25 protein-coding genes and 2 pseudogenes are annotated in these 21,040 nt (G+C 42.0%); 14 read left to right on the top strand and 13 right to left on the bottom strand.

Features of this window, described 5'->3' with window-relative positions; translation table 4 throughout:
* Positions 1-7: 7 nt before the first annotated feature.
* Positions 8-910, bottom strand: a complete 903-nt coding sequence (gene tsf, locus CSH31_RS02795; protein WP_127942900.1) for a translation elongation factor Ts — start codon at positions 908-910, stop codon at positions 8-10.
* Positions 888-1,896 (bottom strand): annotated as a pseudogene (gene rpsB, locus CSH31_RS02790) (30S ribosomal protein S2). Before rpsB ends, tsf begins: the two are co-directional and overlap by 23 nt.
* Before the next feature lie 162 nt (positions 1,897-2,058).
* On the opposite strand from rpsB, the gene CSH31_RS02785 reads away from it, so the two are divergent.
* Positions 2,059-2,583, top strand: coding sequence for a Holliday junction resolvase RecU (locus CSH31_RS02785; RefSeq protein WP_161565696.1), 525 nt, complete (start codon positions 2,059-2,061; stop codon positions 2,581-2,583).
* A gap of 21 nt (positions 2,584-2,604) precedes the next feature.
* Here CSH31_RS02785 and CSH31_RS02780 read toward each other — a convergent pair whose 3' ends face one another.
* From CSH31_RS02780 to ffh, 8 genes are all read right to left on the bottom strand, one after another.
* A complete protein-coding gene (locus CSH31_RS02780; protein ID WP_201736476.1) occupies positions 2,605-2,880 on the bottom strand; it encodes an HU family DNA-binding protein in 276 nt (91 codons plus the stop codon).
* Between the two features lie 51 nt (positions 2,881-2,931).
* On the bottom strand, positions 2,932-3,489 hold the full coding sequence (locus CSH31_RS02775) for an NAD(P)H-dependent glycerol-3-phosphate dehydrogenase (RefSeq protein ID WP_161565695.1): 558 nt from the start codon (positions 3,487-3,489) through the stop codon (positions 2,932-2,934).
* Positions 3,490-3,554: 65 nt separating this feature from the next.
* A complete protein-coding gene (locus tag CSH31_RS02770) occupies positions 3,555-3,728 on the bottom strand; it encodes a hypothetical protein (RefSeq protein WP_236630738.1) in 174 nt (57 codons plus the stop codon).
* A gap of 52 nt (positions 3,729-3,780) precedes the next feature.
* The gene (locus CSH31_RS04415; protein ID WP_161565694.1) at positions 3,781-3,924 is read right to left on the bottom strand and encodes a hypothetical protein; all 144 of its coding nucleotides are present in this window, start codon (positions 3,922-3,924) and stop codon (positions 3,781-3,783) included.
* 8 nt (positions 3,925-3,932) lie between these two features.
* A complete protein-coding gene (gene der / locus CSH31_RS02765; RefSeq protein WP_128008761.1) occupies positions 3,933-5,231 on the bottom strand; it encodes a ribosome biogenesis GTPase Der in 1,299 nt (432 codons plus the stop codon).
* A 71-nt stretch (positions 5,232-5,302) separates the two neighbouring features.
* The gene (locus CSH31_RS02760; protein WP_128008760.1) at positions 5,303-6,343 is read right to left on the bottom strand and encodes a (d)CMP kinase; all 1,041 of its coding nucleotides are present in this window, start codon (positions 6,341-6,343) and stop codon (positions 5,303-5,305) included.
* A 60-nt stretch (positions 6,344-6,403) separates the two neighbouring features.
* Positions 6,404-6,697, bottom strand: coding sequence for a hypothetical protein (locus CSH31_RS02755; RefSeq protein WP_128008759.1), 294 nt, complete (start codon positions 6,695-6,697; stop codon positions 6,404-6,406).
* A 13-nt stretch (positions 6,698-6,710) separates the two neighbouring features.
* On the bottom strand, positions 6,711-8,051 hold the full coding sequence (gene ffh / locus CSH31_RS02750; protein WP_128008758.1) for a signal recognition particle protein: 1,341 nt from the start codon (positions 8,049-8,051) through the stop codon (positions 6,711-6,713).
* A gap of 105 nt (positions 8,052-8,156) precedes the next feature.
* On the opposite strand from ffh, the gene CSH31_RS02745 reads away from it, so the two are divergent.
* From CSH31_RS02745 to tyrS, 3 genes are read left to right on the top strand one after another with little or no spacing between them, the layout of a single operon-like run.
* Positions 8,157-8,510, top strand: a complete 354-nt coding sequence (locus tag CSH31_RS02745) for a hypothetical protein (protein ID WP_128008757.1) — start codon at positions 8,157-8,159, stop codon at positions 8,508-8,510.
* The gene (locus CSH31_RS02740; protein WP_128008756.1) at positions 8,511-8,888 is read left to right on the top strand and encodes a hypothetical protein; all 378 of its coding nucleotides are present in this window, start codon (positions 8,511-8,513) and stop codon (positions 8,886-8,888) included.
* A 5-nt stretch (positions 8,889-8,893) separates the two neighbouring features.
* The gene (gene tyrS, locus CSH31_RS02735; RefSeq protein ID WP_127942890.1) at positions 8,894-10,120 is read left to right on the top strand and encodes a tyrosine--tRNA ligase; all 1,227 of its coding nucleotides are present in this window, start codon (positions 8,894-8,896) and stop codon (positions 10,118-10,120) included.
* Positions 10,121-10,129: 9 nt separating this feature from the next.
* Here the strand turns inward: tyrS and rpsD are convergent.
* The 3 genes and pseudogenes from rpsD to CSH31_RS02720 form a co-directional block, all read right to left on the bottom strand.
* Positions 10,130-10,728, bottom strand: a pseudogene (rpsD, locus tag CSH31_RS02730) (30S ribosomal protein S4).
* Positions 10,729-10,921: 193 nt separating this feature from the next.
* Positions 10,922-12,730: a PTS transporter subunit EIIC gene (locus CSH31_RS02725; protein ID WP_128008754.1), complete on the bottom strand. Its 1,809-nt coding sequence runs from the start codon at positions 12,728-12,730 to the stop codon at positions 10,922-10,924.
* Positions 12,720-13,250 carry a hypothetical protein gene (locus CSH31_RS02720; protein WP_128008753.1) on the bottom strand — a complete coding sequence of 177 codons (531 nt, stop codon included), beginning with the start codon at positions 13,248-13,250 and terminating at the stop codon, positions 12,720-12,722. The genes CSH31_RS02725 and CSH31_RS02720 overlap by 11 nt, the downstream gene beginning before the upstream one ends.
* Before the next feature lie 179 nt (positions 13,251-13,429).
* On the opposite strand from CSH31_RS02720, the gene CSH31_RS02715 reads away from it, so the two are divergent.
* The 10 genes from CSH31_RS02715 (at position 13,430) to CSH31_RS02680 (ending at position 20,950) form a co-directional block, all read left to right on the top strand.
* Complete coding sequence (locus CSH31_RS02715) at positions 13,430-14,398, top strand: septation ring formation regulator EzrA (protein WP_128008752.1); 969 nt, start codon at positions 13,430-13,432, stop codon at positions 14,396-14,398.
* A 47-nt stretch (positions 14,399-14,445) separates the two neighbouring features.
* On the top strand, positions 14,446-14,724 hold the full coding sequence (locus CSH31_RS02710) for a hypothetical protein (RefSeq protein WP_128008751.1): 279 nt from the start codon (positions 14,446-14,448) through the stop codon (positions 14,722-14,724).
* Between the two features lie 29 nt (positions 14,725-14,753).
* Positions 14,754-15,107, top strand: coding sequence for a hypothetical protein (locus CSH31_RS02705; RefSeq protein WP_128008750.1), 354 nt, complete (start codon positions 14,754-14,756; stop codon positions 15,105-15,107).
* On the top strand, positions 15,100-15,516 hold the full coding sequence (locus CSH31_RS04645; protein ID WP_236630700.1) for a hypothetical protein: 417 nt from the start codon (positions 15,100-15,102) through the stop codon (positions 15,514-15,516). The genes CSH31_RS02705 and CSH31_RS04645 overlap by 8 nt, the downstream gene beginning before the upstream one ends.
* A gap of 67 nt (positions 15,517-15,583) precedes the next feature.
* On the top strand, positions 15,584-15,997 hold the full coding sequence (locus CSH31_RS04995) for a hypothetical protein (RefSeq protein WP_345775177.1): 414 nt from the start codon (positions 15,584-15,586) through the stop codon (positions 15,995-15,997).
* Between the two features lies 1 nt (position 15,998).
* Positions 15,999-16,259: a hypothetical protein gene (locus CSH31_RS04990; RefSeq protein WP_345775176.1), complete on the top strand. Its 261-nt coding sequence runs from the start codon at positions 15,999-16,001 to the stop codon at positions 16,257-16,259.
* Positions 16,260-16,317: 58 nt separating this feature from the next.
* A complete protein-coding gene (dnaE, locus tag CSH31_RS02695; RefSeq protein WP_128008749.1) occupies positions 16,318-19,059 on the top strand; it encodes a DNA polymerase III subunit alpha in 2,742 nt (913 codons plus the stop codon).
* On the top strand, positions 19,047-19,235 hold the full coding sequence (locus tag CSH31_RS02690) for a hypothetical protein (RefSeq protein ID WP_128008748.1): 189 nt from the start codon (positions 19,047-19,049) through the stop codon (positions 19,233-19,235). Before dnaE ends, CSH31_RS02690 begins: the two co-directional genes overlap by 13 nt.
* Positions 19,222-20,115 (top strand): 5'-3' exonuclease H3TH domain-containing protein, encoded by an 894-nt coding sequence (locus tag CSH31_RS02685; RefSeq protein ID WP_161565693.1) that lies wholly within the window; start codon positions 19,222-19,224, stop codon positions 20,113-20,115. Before CSH31_RS02690 ends, CSH31_RS02685 begins: the two co-directional genes overlap by 14 nt.
* 214 nt (positions 20,116-20,329) lie before the next feature.
* Positions 20,330-20,950: a hypothetical protein gene (locus CSH31_RS02680; protein ID WP_128008746.1), complete on the top strand. Its 621-nt coding sequence runs from the start codon at positions 20,330-20,332 to the stop codon at positions 20,948-20,950.
* The last annotated feature ends 90 nt before the right edge of the window (positions 20,951-21,040 follow it).

Genomic DNA, 21,040 nt, shown 5'->3' with positions numbered 1-21,040 from the left:
TTTTAACTTAACGTTTGTTAGAAGAATCAACTTTATCGTGTTCTTTGATTTGTTGCTGAACTTCCGAGACAAAATCACAAGATTTGTGAGCCATGCCTTGACCCACTTCCATCCGGTACATAGCCTCCGCTTTAGCTTGGTGATTTTTCAGGTACGTTTGCACCGGCATTTTTTCCATCACAAATTCCTGGTCTACTAGTGTCAGTTCGGCTAACTTTTTCTTGAGCATTCCTTCGGCGATTTGCTCTTTGATGTTATCCGGCTTACTTTTTAAAACAGGCGAATCACTAATTTCATGACGGAGATTAGCAAGGTCCTTGCTTGGGACGCTGTGAGCATCTAAATAAGCGGGATTCATTGATGCGACGTGCATGGCTACGTTGCGAGCAATCTGGTCATTTCCGCCTTGGGTAACGACAATTGCTCCGATTTTACGGTTAGTGTGCAAATAAACTCCGTAACTTTTGCCGCTTTCTTTTTGAATTTGAACTAAACGACGAAGAGCGATTTTTTCTCCCAAAGTCGCTCTCAAACTAGTGATCATTTCCTCAACGCTTTGACCATCAGCATTTTTAATTTTAAGCGCCGTTTCCACGGTCGGATTAGCGTCTTTGATCAGCGCAATCCCGATCTCATCGACCACTTCTAGAAATTGCGGGTTTTGAGCTACAAAATCGGTTTGACTGTTTACTTCAAACATGAGAATTTTGTCGTCGTCGGAAATGATGGCGATCACTCCTTCGGCTGCGATAGCCGACTCTTTTTTAGCGGCTTTGCTAATCCCGGCTTTGCGAAGAAACTCAACCGCTTTATCAAGATCTCACTTAGTGGATTCGAGTGCTTTTTTGCAATCTAAGAATCCGGCGTGGGTCATCTCTCTTAGTTGTTTAATTTTCTCGATTTGTTCCATCTTGATCACTCTCTTTCTCGCTTGTAGCTCGCGAACTGGCAGGAGATTCGCTTGAGGTGGCAGTTTGTTCTTTTGGTTTTGAAAAACTAGCCCGGGAAGAATTTTTTAAATTAGCGCTGCGACGGCGCTGCTGACCAAAACGCCCTTTGCCAGGACGATCTTCCAAACGTTCACGACGGTCTTCGGGCAGATTAACCGCGTCGTCGCCTTGGTAAGCGTAAAGTTGTTGGCCGCCTTTGGCTTTAGCAATCGCATCGGCCAAAATTGTAATTATGAGCGTGATTGATTTGATCGAATCATCGTTAGCCGGAATAGCTACGTCCACAAAGGTAGGGTCGGCATTAGTGTCAACTATCCCAATCACTTTAACGCCTAACTTGCGAGCTTCGCGAACCGCGATTTTATCGTGCACTGGATCGGCCACAATCATAATGTTGGGACTACTTTTCATCCGCCTAATTCCGATCAGGTTTCGCTTTAACTTCTCTAATTCTTTGGCGTACTTAAGTCCCTCTTTTTTGGTGTAACCCGAAAAATCTTGGCTCGCTTTTTGCTCTAAATCTTCCATGTACTTAACGCGTGAAAAAAATTGTTTTGGCGTTAGTTAGCGTTCCGCCTAGTCAGCGGTCAGCTACGTAGTGGGAGTTAGTTCGCAAGGCGTTATTTTTAATTGTCTCGCGGGCTTGTTTTCGAGTTCCAACGAAAATAAAACTCGCGCCTTTGCTGCTCAGTCTTTCAATTAAGGCGTAAGCAAACTCAAGCGCTTTTTTGGTTTTCTTAGTATCAATAATGTGCATACCCTTTTTGGTAGCCGAAATGTAAGGCTTCATTTTAGGGTTTCACTTGTCTTTTTTATGTCCAAAGTAAGTGCCTGCTTCAAGCAGTTTGTTGTTGGAAACAATTTCCGAACTTTCTCCGCTTTGACTTTGCTCAGTTGGCGAAGTATTTTCGGAAGTAGGTTGAATATCTTGTTGATCTGAATGCATGTAGTTCCTCGTTTTGTCTTCTTTACGACTCCAAACTCGGAACCTGGCGGACGACCGGGCACGACCGAGCGAGCATCGTAAATGCTTTAGTCTATTAGTTTAAAAAAGTATAGCATAGTCGCTAAAAATCACCCAAAGCGGCAATCTTTCCCAATTAAGGGTGTGTGAGTATGAAAAAAACGTCTTAATTCGGGTCTTTGATGGGAACTGATCATTAATCAAACGATCCGTCTTTACCAAGATCAGAAAGTAGCCTTGATTCACAAGTTGGCGCTAGAAACTAAAATTTTTAAAACTGAGCGCGCCAAGCCTTTTAAAAGAGTGAAAAACGCGCTAATTTTTGCTCGTTCCCGCGCTGACTATTACGGTTTATTTCAAGGTCGATTTATCGCTTTTGAAGCTAAAAGTACGATCAAAAACAGTTGGGCGGTTAACCAAATTAAACCCCACCAGTTAAACTATCTACTGGAAGTAGAGCAATTAGGCGGAATCAGTTTTTGTTTGGTTGCCTTTTTAACACAGACACGTTTCTTTGTTGTCCCAATGACTTTTTTAAAACAAAACAGGCCAAGTGTTTATAGCCTTGTCCAAATAGAAAAAGTAGCCTGCGAAACAAGCTTGCGTTACCCAGGCTACTTAGATTTGCTAAGTTGTGTCAAAAAACTAACCTGACACTCATCAGACTAGCGGGTTTAACTTACCAAAAAATTAGGCAACTAACTGTTTGAAATTCTTAGCGCTTTTAAACTTAGGGGCGTTTTTAGCGGGAATTTGCATTTTTTTACCGGTGGCTGGATTGATACCTGTCCGTGCCGAACGTCTTATTTTTTCAAAGGAACCAAGACCACTGACGTGGACTTTGCGACCCTTCTTCACGCTACCAACGATAACTTCGACTAATTTGTTTACTACTTGCTCAACATCTGATTTGTGAAAATCTAGTTGTTCAGAGATTTTTTCAACTAACTCTGTTTTATTCATCATACCCTTTCCAAAGTGAAAATACCCTTCAAATTATAAGTCTTTACGCTTTTATTAGGAAATCATTGCTTTGGATTCTAAACATTCCAAAATCGTTTGCGGATCGCGCTTCTCGTGAATTATTCCTCAGAGAGCCTCGGTGATCGGCAGTTTTAACTTCTTCTGCCGAGCGATTTTGAAAAAGACTTTTAAAGCTAATAGACCTTCAACGGTTTGGTCAATGACTGCCGAGGCGTCTTTGGCTAACTTAAGGCCGTAAGTGAAGTTGCGCGACTGAGCCGAACTGGCAGTTAAAATTAAGTCGCCTAATCCGCTAATCCCAGCAGCGGTTTTACTTTGTCCTCCCAAGGCTTTTACTAAAACGTTTAACTCCTGGTACCCCTGGGTCAAAACAACCGCTTGAGCATTAAGACCGTAGCCAAGACCAGTTACTAGCCCGCTGGCAATCGCCACCACATTTTTGTAAATTGCGCCCGTCTGCACTCCGAGCGCGTCTTTGGCTAAAAAGACTTTTAAATAATTGTTAGTGAGCAGCGTCTGAACTTCTTGGCTGAGTTTTGGACTGGCTGAAATTGCCGCTAAAAAAGTTAACTTCCGCTCAACTATTTCCAAAGCAAAAGAAGGACCATAAAGCGAAACAATCCCGCGGAAAATTTGGTCTTGCTGAGTTTTTTTAGTTAAAAAAGCGTGAGCAGTTTCCGTGCTGCCCGGGTAAAACCTTTGGCCAAGTTAATTAGACAAACTTTGTTTTTGACCGTGATTAAAGCGGCAAGTTTTTGGTAAATATCTCCCAAAACTTGCGAAGGTACGGCTAAAAAAATGTACTTAGCGTTTTGAGTTGCCTCTTTTAAATCGCTCGTGATTACGAAATTATGAAACTGGTGGTTTGGGAAATAGCGGCGGTTATAGCCTTTTTTTTAAATCAGTTAACTCCTGCTTGTCCACGCCATAAATCCAAACCGGATCGCCGCTTTTATCAACTAGCGCTTGGGCAATAGCACAACCCATCGCTCCGCTACCGACTACTAAAATTTTTGCGCTAGCCATAACTTTTATTATGCCTTTGATTGACGTTTATTTTCCAATAAAAATCGAATCGGCACCCCTCAAAAAGGATAAACTTGGCGAATCTGGTTTTCAATGAAACGTAGGTAGGAAAAATGGGCCAACTGCTTGTTGTTAACAAAAAGTTTAAAAGTGGGAATTCGAGCTTGAACTTGTTGACCAAAAAATATTTCCAATCGACTGCCGCGGTAACTCGGCGCTGGTTTAACTGTTTGAACATCGTTAAGTAGATCGTTGAAATTACGGGTGGTAATTTTAGTTTTTAAACCGCTCAGCACTTTGCTAAGCGCTTGACCGATCTGGTCAATTTTTTCTTTTCGCAAAGCCGAAACACAAACTACTGGCACCCACTTTAAAAAAGGCCATTTGCTAACCAACTCACTTTGGAACTTAGGACAACTAATTTGAGAGCCAACTAAATCCCACTTGTTCACGACAATCAAAAACGGTTTTTTCTCTTCCTCTACGTAACCGATTATGCGAGCGTCAAAATGACTGGGCTTTTGGGTCGCATCTAAAACCAGCACTACAATCGTGGCGCTTTCAAGCGCGCGCTGAGTCCTTAGGTAAGCAAAGTAGTCAACGTCTTCTTCTAAGCGTGACTTGCGTCTTAAGCCGGCCGTGTCAATAATTTCAAATTCTTGTCCGGCTAAATTAATTTTCTCGCTAACCGCGTCGCGTGTGGTGTGCTTTTGACTTGAAACTATCGCTCTCTTTTGACCGCTCAAAGCGTTTAGCAAGGAGGACTTACCCACGTTAGTTTGACCTAAAATGACTAATTTGGGTTCCTGACTTGATTCACTAAGTAAACCCTTTTCTAGTCGCGGTAAAAGTCAATCTCACAAATCTTGGATGCCTATTGCGTGCAAAGCAGCGATTTCAACGATTGGGTAGCCGAGCGACCACAGTGATTTATCAAGCGGATTTTTTTGCTCCATTTTGTTAGCCAGCACCAAAACTGGTCGGTTAGTTTTACGAAGCATTTTTGCCACCCGTAAATCATCAGGCACTAAAATGCTGCGTCCATCAACAACAAAAAGAATTACGTTAGCCTGAGCAATCGCAAACTCTGTCTGCTCGGCGATTTTGTCGCTCTTGGAACTGACTTCTAAACCGCCGGTGTCAACTAAGGTGAGACTAATTCCGTCTTTGGTTAAGCGGGCGAAGTTACGGTCGCGTGTTGTGCCAGGCGAAGAACTAGTGATCGCTTGACGCGTTTTGGTTAACCGGTTAAAGAGTGTCGACTTGCCTACGTTGGGCCGACCAACGATTGCCACTAAGTTATTCATGGGGTGGCCTAAGTCCAAGTTTGTTTTTAATAATTTCGTTAATTTTTTGCACCGTTTGATCAACGCTTAAATTAGACGCGTCAATTACGGTTGCGTCGGCACTTTTTGCAGCGGATCAAATTGGCGATTTTGGTCGCGGTGGTCTCTAGTTTGAATCTGATCCAAAATTTGTTGGTAATCAGTTTCATAGCCAAGCGTTTTGTTTTGTTGAGCTCTGCGCTCGGCACGAATTTCCGGCTTTGTGTCAAGGTAAATCTTAATTTCGGCTCGGGGCAAAACACGGAAAGTAGTGTCTCGGCTTCGGCAATTAAACCTTTTTGTGAAGTGTAATTTTTAAGAACGGTGTTGACGTAATCGCGCACAAAGTCCAGCGCTGAAACTTGGGAGGCAAGTTGAGAAATTTGGTCTGAACGAAGCTGATGAGTAACATCTTTTCCCTCCATTCAAACTCTCTCGTGACGACGCAGTTTTATCATCTGAGGGTCAAGCAGCGCGCGAATGCTTTGGTGATCATCAAGCGAAGTTTGGGTGGCGTTAACTTTGAAAGCAACGGCTCGGTAAAGCAGTCCAGTGTTGAGATAGAAAAGCCCTCAGATTTGACTAAGACGGTGGGCGACTGACGACTTTCCAGCTCCGCTTGGTCCGTCAATCGCCACGCTAAAACTAGGTCGAGCGGTCGGGGCAGTAAAACTTTGGGAAGAGGTTACGTCTGCATCAGAAGCGAAGTGCTGAGTAAACTTCTGTTTGTTTTTCCCGCTCCGCAAGTCACTAATTAAATCGGTTAGTCGTCCTAGGGAAAAGTTTAAGTCGCTAAAGTCAACTTTGGCTTGCGTAAAACTTTGTTCTATGCGCTCAATTTCAGCCAAAATAACGGGCAAATTAGGACAAGTAAACTCGGGCGGAGAATCAATCTGGGCTAGCTTGCTCGCAAAAGACTTTTGGTCAAGTTGGTACTTTTGGTGGTAATCAGGAAAAGCCTCGACCAGTCTGCGGTTAAGGATTTGAAATTTTTCGCTTGAGTTTTGGACTGCTTTTTGCAGTTTAATGTTTTCCTCTATTTGGGCACGGTATTCTTTCCAGAGCGAAAAACGCGAAACAGCCGAATTTGACATAGTAAATTGATTATATGGAAAAGTCTGCTCGAGACTAACTAGTCTAATAACATTTAAAACTTACTTTTGGCGCGGATTTTTAGCGTCAATTTTAAGATTAATCGTTTGATCGACCCACTCGGGCTGATCTTGCCGTAAAGACTGGGCTTTTTTAATTTCCTCAATTTCCTTTTCTTTGCGGTGAGCAAAGAAGTAAACTAGACCGAGCGTAAGCGAAGGAATTAAACTGAGCGGAATTAACCAGGCAAGGTAAGCCGGGCTTGTTTCGGACTGCTCCTGCGCAGAATGAAAACTTTTCCACTCGCCTCCGTTTACTAACGTAGGAGAGCTGACAACTAAGGGAGCTAACCACAATGTGCAAATCATTTTAAGTCAACCCAAACTTTCGCGGATTAAAACTGCCGTCTTGGAGCGATTTAGATAAATCTTTCATTTGTTTAGACATGCGATCAAACTCGTTAATTAAAAGGTTGTAGTCTTGGGCAGAACGACCGGAACCTTTCATAATTCGCTGTTTGCGAGCGACTTGTTTAAGCAGTTTTGGCTCCAGTCGCTCTTGACTTGTCATTGATTGAATGAGGATTTCAAAAGTAACTAATTTGCGCTCGGCACTGGCGATTTTTTCCTCAGAAATTTTTTGACTCATTCCGGGAATCATTTTGAGAATTTTGCTCATCTTACCCATCTTTTTAATTTGCTTAAGTTGGTCAATCAAATCGTTTAAGTTAAAACGGCCACTAGCTAGACGATGCATTAGGCGCTGGGACTGTTTTTCATCCACTACGTCTTGGGCTTGCTCAATTAAACTTAAAACATCGCCCATGCCCAAAACTCTTTGTGCCATGCGGTCGGGGTGAAAAAGTTCGATTTGGCCGACTTTTTCGCCCGTTCCGATTAAAACGATCGGAATTTTCAAAAGGTAAGTTAGCGAAAGAGCGGCACCTCCTCGGGCATCAGAATCAAGTTTGGTTAAAATAAAACCGGTTAAATCAAGTTGTTCGTTAAAAGTCTTGGCCACGTTAATTATGTCTTGACCAACCAGAGCATCAACTACTAAGTAAATTTGGTGGGGACGAGCGATTTTCTTAAGATCGCTTAACTCGCGCATTAACTCTTGGTTAATTGCCAAACGACCAGCCGTGTCAATCACGACTAAATCAAACTCTTCCTGGCGAGCTTTTTTAAGCGCGTTAGTCACAATTTGCCGCGGATCACCTTGACCTTCCGAAAAAACCGCGATTTTGTTTTGTTCACCGAGTGTCACTAACTGATCAATCGCCGCCGGACGATAAACATCAGCAGCGACTAACAGCGGTTTTTTGATTTGATGATTTTTACGGTAGTAACTGACCAGTTTGGCCGCCGTGGTAGTTTTACCAGAACCTTGCAAACCAGTTAGCATCACGACATTGATTGGCCTGTGAAGCGGAACGTCTTTGCTTTTTTGACCCAAAACCTCAACTAATTCATCCCGGACGATTTTAACCATTTGCTGGGAGGCGTTAAGTTGGCCAATTAAATTAGATCCAACCGCTTTTTCTTTGACAGTTTTGACAAAGTCACGGACAACTTGGAGGTTAACGTCTGCTTCAAGCAAAGAGAGTTTGATCGCGCGGGTGACCTCTAAAATATCGGCCTCGTTGATTGTAGTTTTAGCTTTAATTTTCGCTAAAGACTTTTGGAGGCGTTTTCCTAAAAAATCTAACATTCTAGCCCAAATTATAGTTGAAAAGACTTTTAGTAAAAAGGTTTAAAATTCTTTAAAAAACTGATTACAAAGTATAATTCCAGTGAAAAAATCGGCCCCGATTCCATGAACCAACTCATTATTGCTCTCCTAATAATTGGCCTAATTGGCACAATTTTGGCTATCGTAGCACTTCTTTACGGAATTGCGGCTTTGCGTAGAAGAACGATTATGATTAAAAAACTGGATTATCTAATTGAAGATGTAACTTACAAATCGGAAATGCTAAACTCATCGGTTGAAACAGCTGCTAAAATGGCTAACTACTTGGACGTTTTTGAAGTAGTGGCTCGGAAAAACATCCAATCGCTCGCTAAACTGATGGCTCGCAACAAAGAAGACATTTACAAAGTTTTAGACCGCGTGCGTAAGTTGGCGCTGGGCGAACAAAAAGACAAGCGCAAAAAAGGAGAGAAGTAAGTGAAAATTTCAACTCTATTTTGAATAGCGGCAGCCGTAATTGGCGGCATCTACGTCACTTCTGAAGAAGGTAAACAAGTTCGGCGGGTGCTAGAAAAAAAGAAATCCGCGTTTAAACCGATTGTTGATGATTTGCTTCGCCAAGCGAACGAAATTTTGCAAGGCTCACAAGAAGTAAACTCCAGTCAAGTTCGTGCTAACGTGGACAAGTTAGTTAAGCAAGCTAAACTTACTCTCTCAGAAATTGACTTAGAAAAAACGATTGATACCATTAAGGAAAGCATTCGCGTTGCGACTAAAAAAATTCGCCAAGCTTTTAACGAAGTTGAAAAAGGCAAACCTCATCGTTCTGAACACTTAAAAACTGGTCAAACCTAAGATTTATGAACTCAATCATCACGGATTTAGAAAACCGGCAGTTGATTAAAGACATCGCTAACCGGAAGAAACTGAAAAAACTAACCAACAAAAGCGGCGTTTACGTTGGTTTTGACCCGAGCGCCAGTTCGCTTCACCTAGGAAACTATTTGCAAATTGCTTTGCTTAAACGTTTTCAAAATAAGGGTTTTGGCGCCTACGCCCTAGTTGGAGGGGCCACTGGCATGATCGGCGATCCCTCGGGTAAGGCTTTCGAGAGAACGCTGCTCAACGAAAAGCAAATTGCACTTAACAAACAAAAAATTACCCATCAGTTAAAACAATTCGGTTTTAAAGTGGTTGATAATTACCAGTTTTACCAGGGCATGAGCGTTTTACAATTTTTAAGAAATGTTGGTAAAAGCGTGAATGTTAGTTATTTGCTCAGCAAAGAATTTATCAAAAAACGAGTTAAAACTGGGCTCTCGTTTGCCGAATTTGCTTACCAACTAATTCAAGGTTGAGATTACAAAGTAATGTATGAAAGATTTAACGTTCGAATTCAACTGGGTGCTTCTGACCAGTGAGGCAACATTACCACCGGACTGGAGTTTATTCGCAAACTGGTTGATGAAGACCACCAGGCGATTGGTATCATGACCGAACTGATCACCAACGAAGCGGGCGAAAAATTCGGTAAAAGCGAAGGTAACGCAATTTGGTTAGATAAAAACTTAACTTCGCCCTACCAGCTCTACCAGTACCTCTTTAACAGCGAAGACCAAGCAGTTGAAAAGTTGCTGCTTTGGTTAACTTTTTTGGATGTCAAAACTATTAAGCGAACAATTACCCGGCACGCTTCTAACAGGCACAAAAGAATCGCCCAAAAACTGCTAGCTTACGAAGTAACCAAAGATATCCACTCCAAAAAAGAAGCCGAGCAAGCTCAAAAAATTTCGAGCGTACTTTTTGGCGAAGAAAAAATTGAAACTTTAAAAACCGCCGATCTTTTGAGTTTGCGCAATAGTTTGCCGACGGTTAAATTTTCTAAAGGTCTTTTGGTTGACGCGCTAATTAGCACAGGAGCGGCCATTTCTAAGCGCCAAGCACGCGAACTAATCGTTGAAAAAGCGATTGAAGTTAACGGCAAAGTGGTGAGTGATTCTAATCACTCAATTAAACCGTCCCTTTTTAACAAAAAAGTTAGCATCATCAAAAAGGGTAAACGCAACTTCTATTTGCTGGAACACTAAAAAACTAAATTACTTAGAGTAATACTCAACGACTAAACTCTCGTTAATGTCACGGCTAATTTCTGAGCGCTCTGGTAAACGATCGTATTTCCCGACCAGTTTGTGACGACTCAGTCAACTAGCTGGTTGGCGAGCTTCAGTTGCTTCCTCAATAATGGCCATTTTTTGACTAGTTGGTTTAACTTCCACGCTTTGACCAACTTTTACCAACATAGAAGGTATGTTGGCTTTTTTTCCATCTAACAAAAAGTGATTGTGGTTAACTAACTGTCGAGCTTGGCGACGACTGCGAGCAAAACCCAGACGGTAAACCAAGTTGTCAAGTCTTGATTCAAGTGCGATTAAAAAGTTTGTTCCTGTAATCCCTTTTAACTTAGAAACTTTTTTGAAAGTATTACGAAACTGACGCTCGTTCATTCCGTAAAGGTACTTTAGTTTTTGTTTTTCGTAAAGGTGAAGTCCGTAATCGGACATTTTCTTACGCGATTGTCCGTGTTGCCCAGGCGCGTACTCTCTTTGTTTGCCCTTAGCAAATTCTTTACCAGTTTCCAAAATAGAAAACTTATAACGGCGCGATTTACGAAAACTGGACCAGTGTAGCGTGACATAGTGTCTCCTTAATTAGTGTGAATTAGGCATACAAAGATAACTTAACTCCCCAAGGACGATTTGCCTCAAATGTGTTCGCTGCTTAAGCTCAGTTACTAACAATCCTGACGTAGGCAAATAACGCGGTCTTAAGTGTTAAGTTGCTTAAATATGCTAGAATGATTTTACCAAAAAATACCTCGTTAACCAAATTTAAACTTGACTTAAATCAACATCTTTAAAACGGATAATTTCGTCGTTGAGCGCTTCAACTTGCGGACCAACCACTAGTTGAACGTGAGTTTTGCTCACTTTCATCACGCCGAGAATACCTAAACTAATTAGTTTATATCTGTCAACTTTGTCAGCGTCTTTAACATCGTAGCGAAGACGAGTAGCGCAGTTTTGAAAATTAGTGATGTTGTCGTATCCACCTAGTGCAAGCACGATTTGGGCTGTGCGAGCACTAATTGTTGACTGACTATCAGTTGACTCTGGTTTAATGCTATTTGTTTGCTCTGAGCTGGAAATTTGCTCAACGTTAGTTGCTTGCTCATCAGCAGCAACTGACCCAGTTTTTTTTGCTGGCTCAGCGATACTAGCTTGCTCTTTGACAAAAGCCGGCTGATCGCTAGTGGCAGGTCTAATCGGCTGAGCTTGCTGAGCAACGAAAATTAAGTTGGTGCTCCGACCCGGTGTAGCAAAGTTAAACTTGCCGATGGCTCAAAGACCGCCAAAGTAGTAAAACAAAGCACAAACTAATCCAATCGCGAAAATTCAACCTGGGTTGGCTAACACGGCGTTTATACCGCTTAAGTTGGCGTTAATAATTTCGATCGATTTAGGGATGGACAAAAGGTAATCAATTAGACCCGCGCTAAAACCAAAGCCTAACTGAATTCCGAAAAGACCGGTGATGAAAGCAAAAAGACCGCCCAGCAAAGCGTGAGCGATGAAAAGAGGCGTAGCCGCAAACAAGAAAGCGAATTCAATCGGCTCGGTAATGCCAGTCAGCATGGAAACAAAAGCGGATCCGCCCAGCATCGCCAACACTTGTTGTTTTTGTCCGCGGTCTTGAGCTCTTTTATAAATTGCCATCACTAAAGCTGGCAAACCAAACATCATCATCGGGAAAAAACCGGATTGAAAAGTGCCAGCCGTGTTGCCTTTGGCGACTCCGGAAATGAAAATGTTAATGTCGCCTTGAACTAGGTTACCAAAGTGATCAGTGTGCTCACCAAGTTGGAACCAAAACATTGTGTTAGGTATGTGGTGAAGTCCGAAAGGAATCAGTAAACGGTTAATTAAGACGTAAATCCCCATTATGCCCGCGTTAGCATAACGCTGACCAGTCGCGCTAGATAGCGAAAGGGAGAAGCGGTAAATCAAGTACCCCACCCAAGGGTAAATCACTGCGTAAGCAACCCCTAAAATTAAAACGCTCATAATTGACAAAACCGGGATTAAACGACGTCCTGAGAAAAATCCCAGCACCTTAGGTAAAACCGCTCCGTTAAACCGGTTGTAAAGTCAGGCCACTAAAGAACCTGCCACAATTCCATTAAGCACGTTTTCGGCTAAAATGGCGTCGTACTTAGAACCGAAAATTCGGTGAAAACCGCTCGCCGAAGCATCGGTTCCCGGTGCTAAAGAAAAGTTAATTGACCCGTAGATTTTATCAGGCAAATCAACCCCATCACTTCGCATCAAAACCGCTAAAAGAGCCATGCCGAGAAAAGCACTCAAAGCCGCTTCGCCGCGGTTATCTTTGGTTAGTCCAAAACCAACTCCAATCGCAAAAATAATCGGTAAATTAGCAAACACGATGTTGCCGGCTCCGAAAATTATTTGGTGAACAAAAGCGCTAAAAGTCGTGTCTTGGGGTACTTGCGCGCCAATCCTCAAAAGTAAAGCCGCGATTGGTAGCACAGCAATCGGAAACATTAGTGCCTTGCCAATCCGACCTAAAAAGGCAACTGAGCGCCCCAAACTAAACTTTGCCGAAATAGTTTTAAGACCCATGAGTTACCGCCTTGGCAGATTTTTTTTGGTAAACAGAAACTCCCACGGTGGTAAAAATCGCCGCAGTTAAAAACAAGACGAAAACAAGCGCCACGCCGGCTTGAATGTTTTGCGCTATTTGAGCCATCATGGTGGGACTAGTTGGCCACTCTGTTAAACGCCAAACGGATACTTTGTGCCATTCGCCACTTTGGTCGGCTAAGAAAACCGTGTTTCCAAGCGGAGCTTTTTCGCCCGTTAAGTCGTAATGTAAGTTAGCCGATTTTTCGGTTAAAAGATCGGCTAAAGTCACAACACCTTCAATCGGCTCATAACCTTCACGTACGCTTCTGGTTACGTTAATTTTTTCGGGTGCAATGATGCCCGCTGCCGCCTCAGCTGTTGTGTTTGGATCAGCTAAGTAAGCGTTCATTTGATCGGTGTAGCCAATTTTTCAACGACCCTCTTCTCGCCGAGCTTGGCTAGCGGACGCTAAAGTCACAAAAACTACCACTAAAGATACTAAAAAAAGACCGGTCAAAAACCACAAAATTACGTAAACCTTGGCTCCCGTTTTAAATTTTTGAACCGGTTCAAAAAACTAAAAATTTTCATTTTCTTTGGTACTCCATCCTCATTTAATCAGTAAAAAAATAATAACGCAAAGAATGGCGGTTTAACCAAGTCTAAAAAAGTTCTCCGAGACCATATAATGTCTCCATGTCTCCGCAATTACGTATTTCGTTAATCATGATCGCTTTTTTCTTAAGTCTGCTGCTTTTTGTTTTGCTGTTCTACTTTAGTTTTAACGGTCAGCGCAAACTCAGAAATAACTGACTACACAAAATTGAAACTCGTCTAAACGCGGGAATTTTGCTCAAAGCCGACCGGGTGATTGTCCAAATTAAACGGATTGCGCAGTCAAATAGCGAGTACCAGCCTTTGCTCGAAGAGTTAATCAATTCTTACGACGAAATTGAAAATAATCACAAAAACGCCCGAGTTGCTTTTAAAGCTTTTCAAAAACAAGCCTACCGCCTGTCGCGAAAAGAATTCAAAGTCGGCATGACTCACTTACGTTCCCAAGTGGAAATTTTTGAAAAAAGCGGCGATAAATTTGAAAAAATCGCTAACCAGTTCACGCGCAAAAACCAATTCATTCGAGCCGAAATGATTTACCTTAAAAACAATTTGAGAACAATTATCAAACAGTACCGCGACCACCGCGTGCTGCTTAACCCAGTCGCCCACAAAATTGACAAAACACTCCAAACTCTTAACGATTACGAAAAAGAGTTTGAACAAACGCTTGACCTAGGCAAAAACCGCGCGTCTTTAAAATGGTTAAACAAGTACGAACAAGCCATCTTAGATTTAGCTATCACAATTGACCAGGCGCCGGTTATCCGTAACCACCTTTATTCCCGCGTGCCCGAGCGCGTGTCAAAACTAGTTAAAAGTTACCAAAACCGCTTCGGAAAAAATTCGAATCGGACTGCCGGCGTTGAAAATAAGATTAAGAAAATTGTCAAAGTCCACCAACAAGCCCGACTTTACTTTGAAAATCTTAACTTAGAAAAATGCAAACTTTCTGTGATCGGATGCCACCAAATGATTAGTAAGTTTGAAAAAGAATTTACGTTGAAGTTGAGTCGCAAAAACTTTTCAAAAAACACTACCCAAGTTTAGCGAGCGAGTTTAAAAAACTCCAAGATCACATCCAGAAACTACGGCAAATGTACCGGTCTGCCGTGGAACAGGGCAAACAAATCGGACATGAGTTGCTTGATAACTTTGATGCGTTGGATCGACAAAATAAGGTCACACTAGCCAACTACCAAGAGTGAAAAAAATCGCTCACTCAGGAAAATTTTTCGCCTCTTCGCAAAATTGAACAAATGAAAGCAATCGTTTTACAAATCGGGAAAATGGTGACTTTGGCCAAGCACTGCGAAAAATTAATTTGAGACCTAAGTGTTAAATCAATCAAATACCAAAACAAATTCGACAACTAAAGTCGGCTTTAGAAGAACTTGTTTTTGAAATGCGCACTCATAAAATTGCTCTTAACGCGGAAAGAAAAAAAAGTCTTACCAACTTACTGGCGCAAGTCTCCCAAATTAATCCGCTCAGTCTTGAAAACGAAATTGACCGGGAAACTAGCGAAAAAATTGACCAACTGACCAAGCAAATCGCTAAACTTTACCAAGCAGTTAACTTGGATTTGCAAATCGCTCGCATGGCTAAAAACATGATTAAGGAACTATCAATTCAACGCGGTTTAAACAAACGTTTAGCTTATGTGTTGTCAAAAGCCGAAAAAGATTTTATGGCCGGCCAATACAGCGATGCCTTGAACGGAATTATTGCTTACCTAGGAGAAGTTAAGTATGCTTAAGTACGACCTAATTTTAGTTCGCCTAGGTGAGTTAACTTTAAAAGGTAAAAATCGCCGTGAATTTATGGCTCAACTGGTGAAAAACATTCGGATCAGTTTGGGCACCAAAGTTAGCAGCGAATTTGACCGCATCTTTGTTCCTTACAGTCAATCTAACTTAGAGAAACTGCGCTACGTTTTTGGAATTAGTTCTTATTCTCCCGTCCAAAGCGTCAGCCACCAGTTAGAAAAATTAAAGTCAACGACTCAAAAAGTTAATTTGCCATCCGAAGTGAGCACTTTTCGAGTTAGCGTCAACCGTCATTGAAAAGATTACCCCATCGTACGAGCGCGCTTGAAAAGCAGCTCGGCACAATTGTTAGCCTGAGAAAACCCGAGTGACGAGTTGACCTTAAAAATCCTGACTTAAACTTGGAAGTAGAAATTCGTAAACAGCAAGCCTACTTATTTGGGAAAGATGAGTCGGATTAGGCGGCTTGCCCACCGGGATAAACGGCAAAACTTTGCACTTGATTTCGGGCGGAATAGATTCGCCCGTGGCAGCTTTAGAAATGATGAAAAGAGGAGTTCACGTGGATTTTCTCAACTTTATCACGCCACCAAGCACCGACCAAAAAAGTGCCGCTAAAGTTCACGAAATTATTCAGTTTTGCACTCGCTACCAAAATTCAGCGCGGCTTTTCCAAGTCGATTTCTCTAAGTTGTTAAATTTGATTTTGCTGACCGAAAAATCAAATTACCGAATTAATTTAATGCGAAGATCTTTTTACCGCATCGCTGATCAAATTTGCCAAAGAGAAAAATACCTTGGTATTTCCAACGGAGAAAGTCTTGGCCAGGTGGCTTCGCAAACTTTGGAGTCAATTGCAACTATCTCTTCCCAAAACTAGAATGCCAATTTATCGGCCTCTTTTAACTTTTGACAAAATAGAAATAATTGCCAAAGCTAAAAAATATGGGACTTACGAGTTTTCAATTTTGCCCGCTCAGGAAACTTGTGAACTTTTTGCGCCGACTAATCCAATCACCCAACCCAAAGATGTGGTCGCCCAAAAATTGGAACAAAAAATGGCGCCTCTCTTGGATCAACTCGAAAAAGATGCCCTAACAAAGCACTCGCAAATTTACGATTTTACCCGCCCAGAATTTTAATTTTTCTTGGATCGGTTCACCTGCTAATTGCTCAAATTATTCTCACTATAATTACACTATGGTCAGTTTTACATCTCTTCACACCGCAACCGAGTATTCTTTGCTTGAATCAACGATTAAAATTGACAACTTAATTAACTTTGCCCAAGATAAAAAACTCAAAGCATTGGCCATCACAGACCACAATGTTTTGCACGGCGTGAGCGAATTTATTCACAAGTGTCGGCAAAATCAAATCAAACCAGTCGTTGGTCTTGACCTAGACTTAGAAGATTACCAACTCATTTTAATCGCCCAAAATTACGCCGGTTACTTAGAGTTAGTGCGTCTTTCGTCGCGAAAAATGCACAACCAAACTATCGCCTTAACTGACATTGATGCCAAAAACTTGTTCGTGATTGATCACCCCCGACTAGGCTACTACGCTCGTTTTCGAGAAAAACTTGCTTTGGATAATTACTGGGTGGGAGTTGATGATCCGGCTAGCGAAATAAGCGGAGCGGTTTATGTGCCCGAAACACGGATTCTTAACTCAGAAAAAGAAAACGACGTTTTAGAAATTCTCCGAAGCATTGACAATCGCTTCGGGAAAGCTCCGCTCAAATTTAAACCTTACCCAGTTAACGTGTCTGAAAAACACCCGGCCGTTCAAAGGGCGATTGATTTAGTTAGTCAAGTTAACCTCAACTTACCCGAATTAAAAATAGATTTACCTCCTTTTGAAATAGGCGCCTCAGAAAGTCCGGAAAAATTTCTGGATCAGTTAGTTCGGCAAAAAATTGACGAGATGGGACTGGATTCTAAAACTAAATCCGTTTACGTCAAGCGAGCCGAAAAAGAAATCGCGGTAATCAATAAACTCGGGTTTGCTAACTACTTTTTAATCATTCACGATTTGGTGGCTTGAGCCAAAAGCCAAAATATTTTAGTCGGTCCAGGTCGAGGTTCCGCGGCTGGTTCGCTGGTAGTTTACCTTCTGATGATCACCGAAGTTGATCCAATCCAATTTGACTTAGTTTTTGAACGTTTTCTGAACTTAGAGAGAAGCACTTTGCCCGACATTGACATTGATTTTCAAGATAACCGACGGCTTGAAATCATCGAATACCTGTTTAAAAAATACGGTTTTGAACACGTGGCCCTAATTACCACTTTCCAAAGATTGGGTGCCAAAATGGCCCTCCGGGATGTTGGGAGATTTTTAGGTCTTAACATCGCCTTGGTCGAGCAGTTAACTCGCCTTGTGCCGCATAACTTCACTCTGGATCAAACTTACCGCCACGTCAAAGCCTACAAAATAATCGTTGACCAAAACAAAACACTCCAGTCGCTCGTTGCTAAAGCCGCTTTAATCGAGGGCTTGCCCCGTCAGTTGGGAACTCACGCGGCTGGGGTAGTCTTAAACAGAAAACCGATCACTAGTCGAGCGCCGACTTTAAGTGGTTACCAAAACTTAACCCAAATTCAATTTTCCATGGATTACTTAGACGACCAGGGTCTGCTCAAGATTGATATTCTTGGACTACGTAACTTAACAGTTTTACAAGCGATTCAAAAGGAAGTCCAAGAAAACTACCAGAAAAAAATTAACCTCCGCAAAATTCCCTTTGACGATCCGGCTACTAACAAACTTTTAACCGCCGGTGACACGAGCGGCATTTTTCAACTCGAATCATCGTTCGGAATGAAAAAAACGCTCCAAAAAGTGCAAGTATCTTCGCTTAACGATGTGATCGCGATTATTTCGCTCTACCGACCCGGACCAATGGATAACATTGACCTTTACGTAGCGGGCAAAATGGGCCAGCCAATCGCCAAACTGGATCCAAGCATTGACCCGATTTTAGCCTCAACTTACGGCATCATTGTTTACCAAGAACAAATTATTCAAATCGCCCAGTTTTTTGCCGGTATGTCGCCCGCTCGGGCTGATGTTTTGCGCTGAGCAATTAGTAAAAAAAGTTTCCAACTACTTGATTCGGTGAAAAAGGAATTTTTTTTAGGAGCTCAGCAAAAAGGCCACTCCCAAGAGCTGGCTGAGCGCGTTTACCAGTACATTGAAAAATTTGCCGATTACGGTTTTAACAAGTCTCATGCCGTGGCTTACGCCATGCTGGCTTACCGCCTCGCTTATTTAAAAGCACGTTTCCCCGTCGAATTTTACACCGCAATTATTAACTCATCGCTAGACTCGCCAACCATGATTCGCAACTACATTAACGAAGCAAAAAGCAAAAGCATTTTAACTTTGGGACCCGACATAGTTAACTCTCTCGACACAACTATTAACCAAAACAAAAATTTAATTTTGCCGCTCACGATTGTTAAAGGGGTTGGCCAGGCCGCTTACAGTAAAATCATTCAAGCACGCCAACTCAAACCTTTTAAAAGTTTGCTCACGATTATAGAAGCGCTTAAAATTGTCAAACTGAGCGACAGCGTGACCCAGTCGCTAGTTAAAGCCGATGCTTTCCGAACTTTTCTTAATTCAACCACTTTAATGCATAACTTAAGCAAGTTGCTCCGTTACGCGTCAATGGTTCTAGTGGACGGAAAAGTCCAGGAAAACTTGGCTGAGGTGCCCGAGATTGAAAAAATACCACCCAATAACTACCAACAAGCAAAGTGGGAAGTTGAAACGACTAGTCTCCAAGTTAGTAACTATTTTACCTCTCCGTACGAAGGCCCAATCAAGTTAATCAATCTACCGCTTGAAAAAGCGACCGAAATTGTCGTTTGACTAGAAAAGAGATTAACTACCTTTACTAAAGACCGGCAAAGGATGGAGTGCTTTACTTAGTGGACTCTTCCTTTGGAACCGATGTGTTAGTTTTTCCGTCCTACTGAAAAAAGATCGCCAAAACCACTAACGCGGGGCGGCTTTACCAAGGTAAAATTAAACGATCACAGCGACAAGGAACTTTAGTTTGAACTTTGGAAGATGGGTGAAAGGAAGTGTCAATTGATAAACAATAAAAAAATGGTGCTCGTAGACGGCAACTCCTTATTTTTTCGAGCCTACTACGGAACCATGACGCCGGGCAGAGAAATTTTGACTAACTCCTCTGATTTACCAGTTAACGCACTTTTAACTTTTGGACGCATGATGATTAACTTAGTTTTTACCCATCAGCCCGATTACCTGTTTGTCGCTTTTGACACCGGCAAGAAAACCAAGCGGCACCAAATGTGCGAGCGGTACAAATCTAACCGAACCAAAGCGCCTGAGGCGCTCCAACTCCAATTTCCAATCATGTACGAAATGCTTGACAGTTTGAAAATCAAACATTATGCTTTGGAAGGTTACGAAGCCGATGACTTGATCGCTAGCCTCGTAAATAAGTACCAAAACAAACTGACAATGACAGTTTTTTCTGGAGACCGCGACCTTTGACAACTCGTATCGCCCGGCGTAAGTCTAATCGCGCCCCAAAGCGGACGCAAAAAACCGATCGTTTTAAATCTTGAAAACTTTAGGCAACACACTGGATTAGTGCCCGAGCAAATCGTGGATTACAAAAGTCTGGTCGGTGATAGTTCCGATAATTTACCAGGCATCACCGGCATCGGCCCAAAAACGGCGCTTAAGTTGCTACAAGAATACCAATCGTTAGAAAAAATCTACGACCACCTACCGGATTTACCGCCTGGAGTAGCAAAAAAACTGGTCAAAGACCAAAAGCAAGCTTTTTTGACGCGCCAATTGGTAAAGTTGGAAAACCAACTCCAAGTGCCTTTTGAACTTGACGAACTTAAATACGAATCAAAAAACGTCTTTTTTGGGATTAAATTCTTTCAAAAATACGAATTATTCTCGCTGGTTAACAAGTTGAAAGCCGAAATTGACCCGGTTTAAATTTAGAGGGTCATTTTTTTCACAAAATACGGGTGTTAATAAGTCAATTTTGACCATTAAACATCGGTTTTACCGGCCTTTTAAGACCCTCTGGGTGTGGATAACCTAGGAAAAATTAAGTCATTTTTGAGGAAATAAGTGGGACTAATTAGGGCAATGTTATAGTTAATTTGTTCCTAATTCTCAAATCCGCTAGATTGGACTTAAACTACTGATGCCCAAATTTTTCCTCGTTGAAAAAAATGTCTTTCTCAACAAAGATCAACTGCTTTGTTTAGAAACCTTTTACCAACCAATTATCGGTCTTGAACCAACCAGTTTGTACCGACAATTACTTGGATACGCAAAAATCGCTCGGCAAAGTCAAAATTACTTACCTTTCCAATTCATTGGTGAAGCGTTAAACATAGGCGAAAAGCAAATTGAGGCGGCCTTGCAAGTTTTGGGTGGAGTTGGTCTACTACGCACTTACGTAAGCCAAGACCAAACGCAAACTTTAATCGTTATTAACCGTCCGCTGGAAAGAAAAAAGTTTTTGGAAAACCGTCTTCTAATTAACTTACTCCAAAAAAAGGTGAGTCCCGAATTTTTCCAGTACTTAACTTTGAGTCTCGATCAAAGCCAATTTGCCAAACAAAAAATGGTTGAGAACACCGCTAAATTCCCGGATGTGTTTGGAACTCAGGCGCTTAATTTGGAAGCTAACGACAACACCTTGGAAATTGATATCGCTCGGTTTAAAAATCCCCAAGAAGCAATCAATTCTTTACCGAGTGCCAGTACTTTCACTACCTTACTAACCGCCGACCTTCGCCTAGTCTGCTCGCGGTTTTAGAGCAAATTAATAAACTCGGCTATTTAAGTCCGATCGTCAACACGATCATTCACTACTCTTTTGAAGTTAACGATGGCAAAGTAATTGCTA

Origin of the sequence: Mycoplasma sp. ATU-Cv-508 (genome assembly GCF_004011945.1) — a bacterium.
Taxonomy (GTDB): Bacteria; Bacillota_I; Bacilli_A; order Mycoplasmatales; family Metamycoplasmataceae; genus RYZV01.
This window is presented reverse-complemented; position numbering and strand designations above follow the sequence as displayed.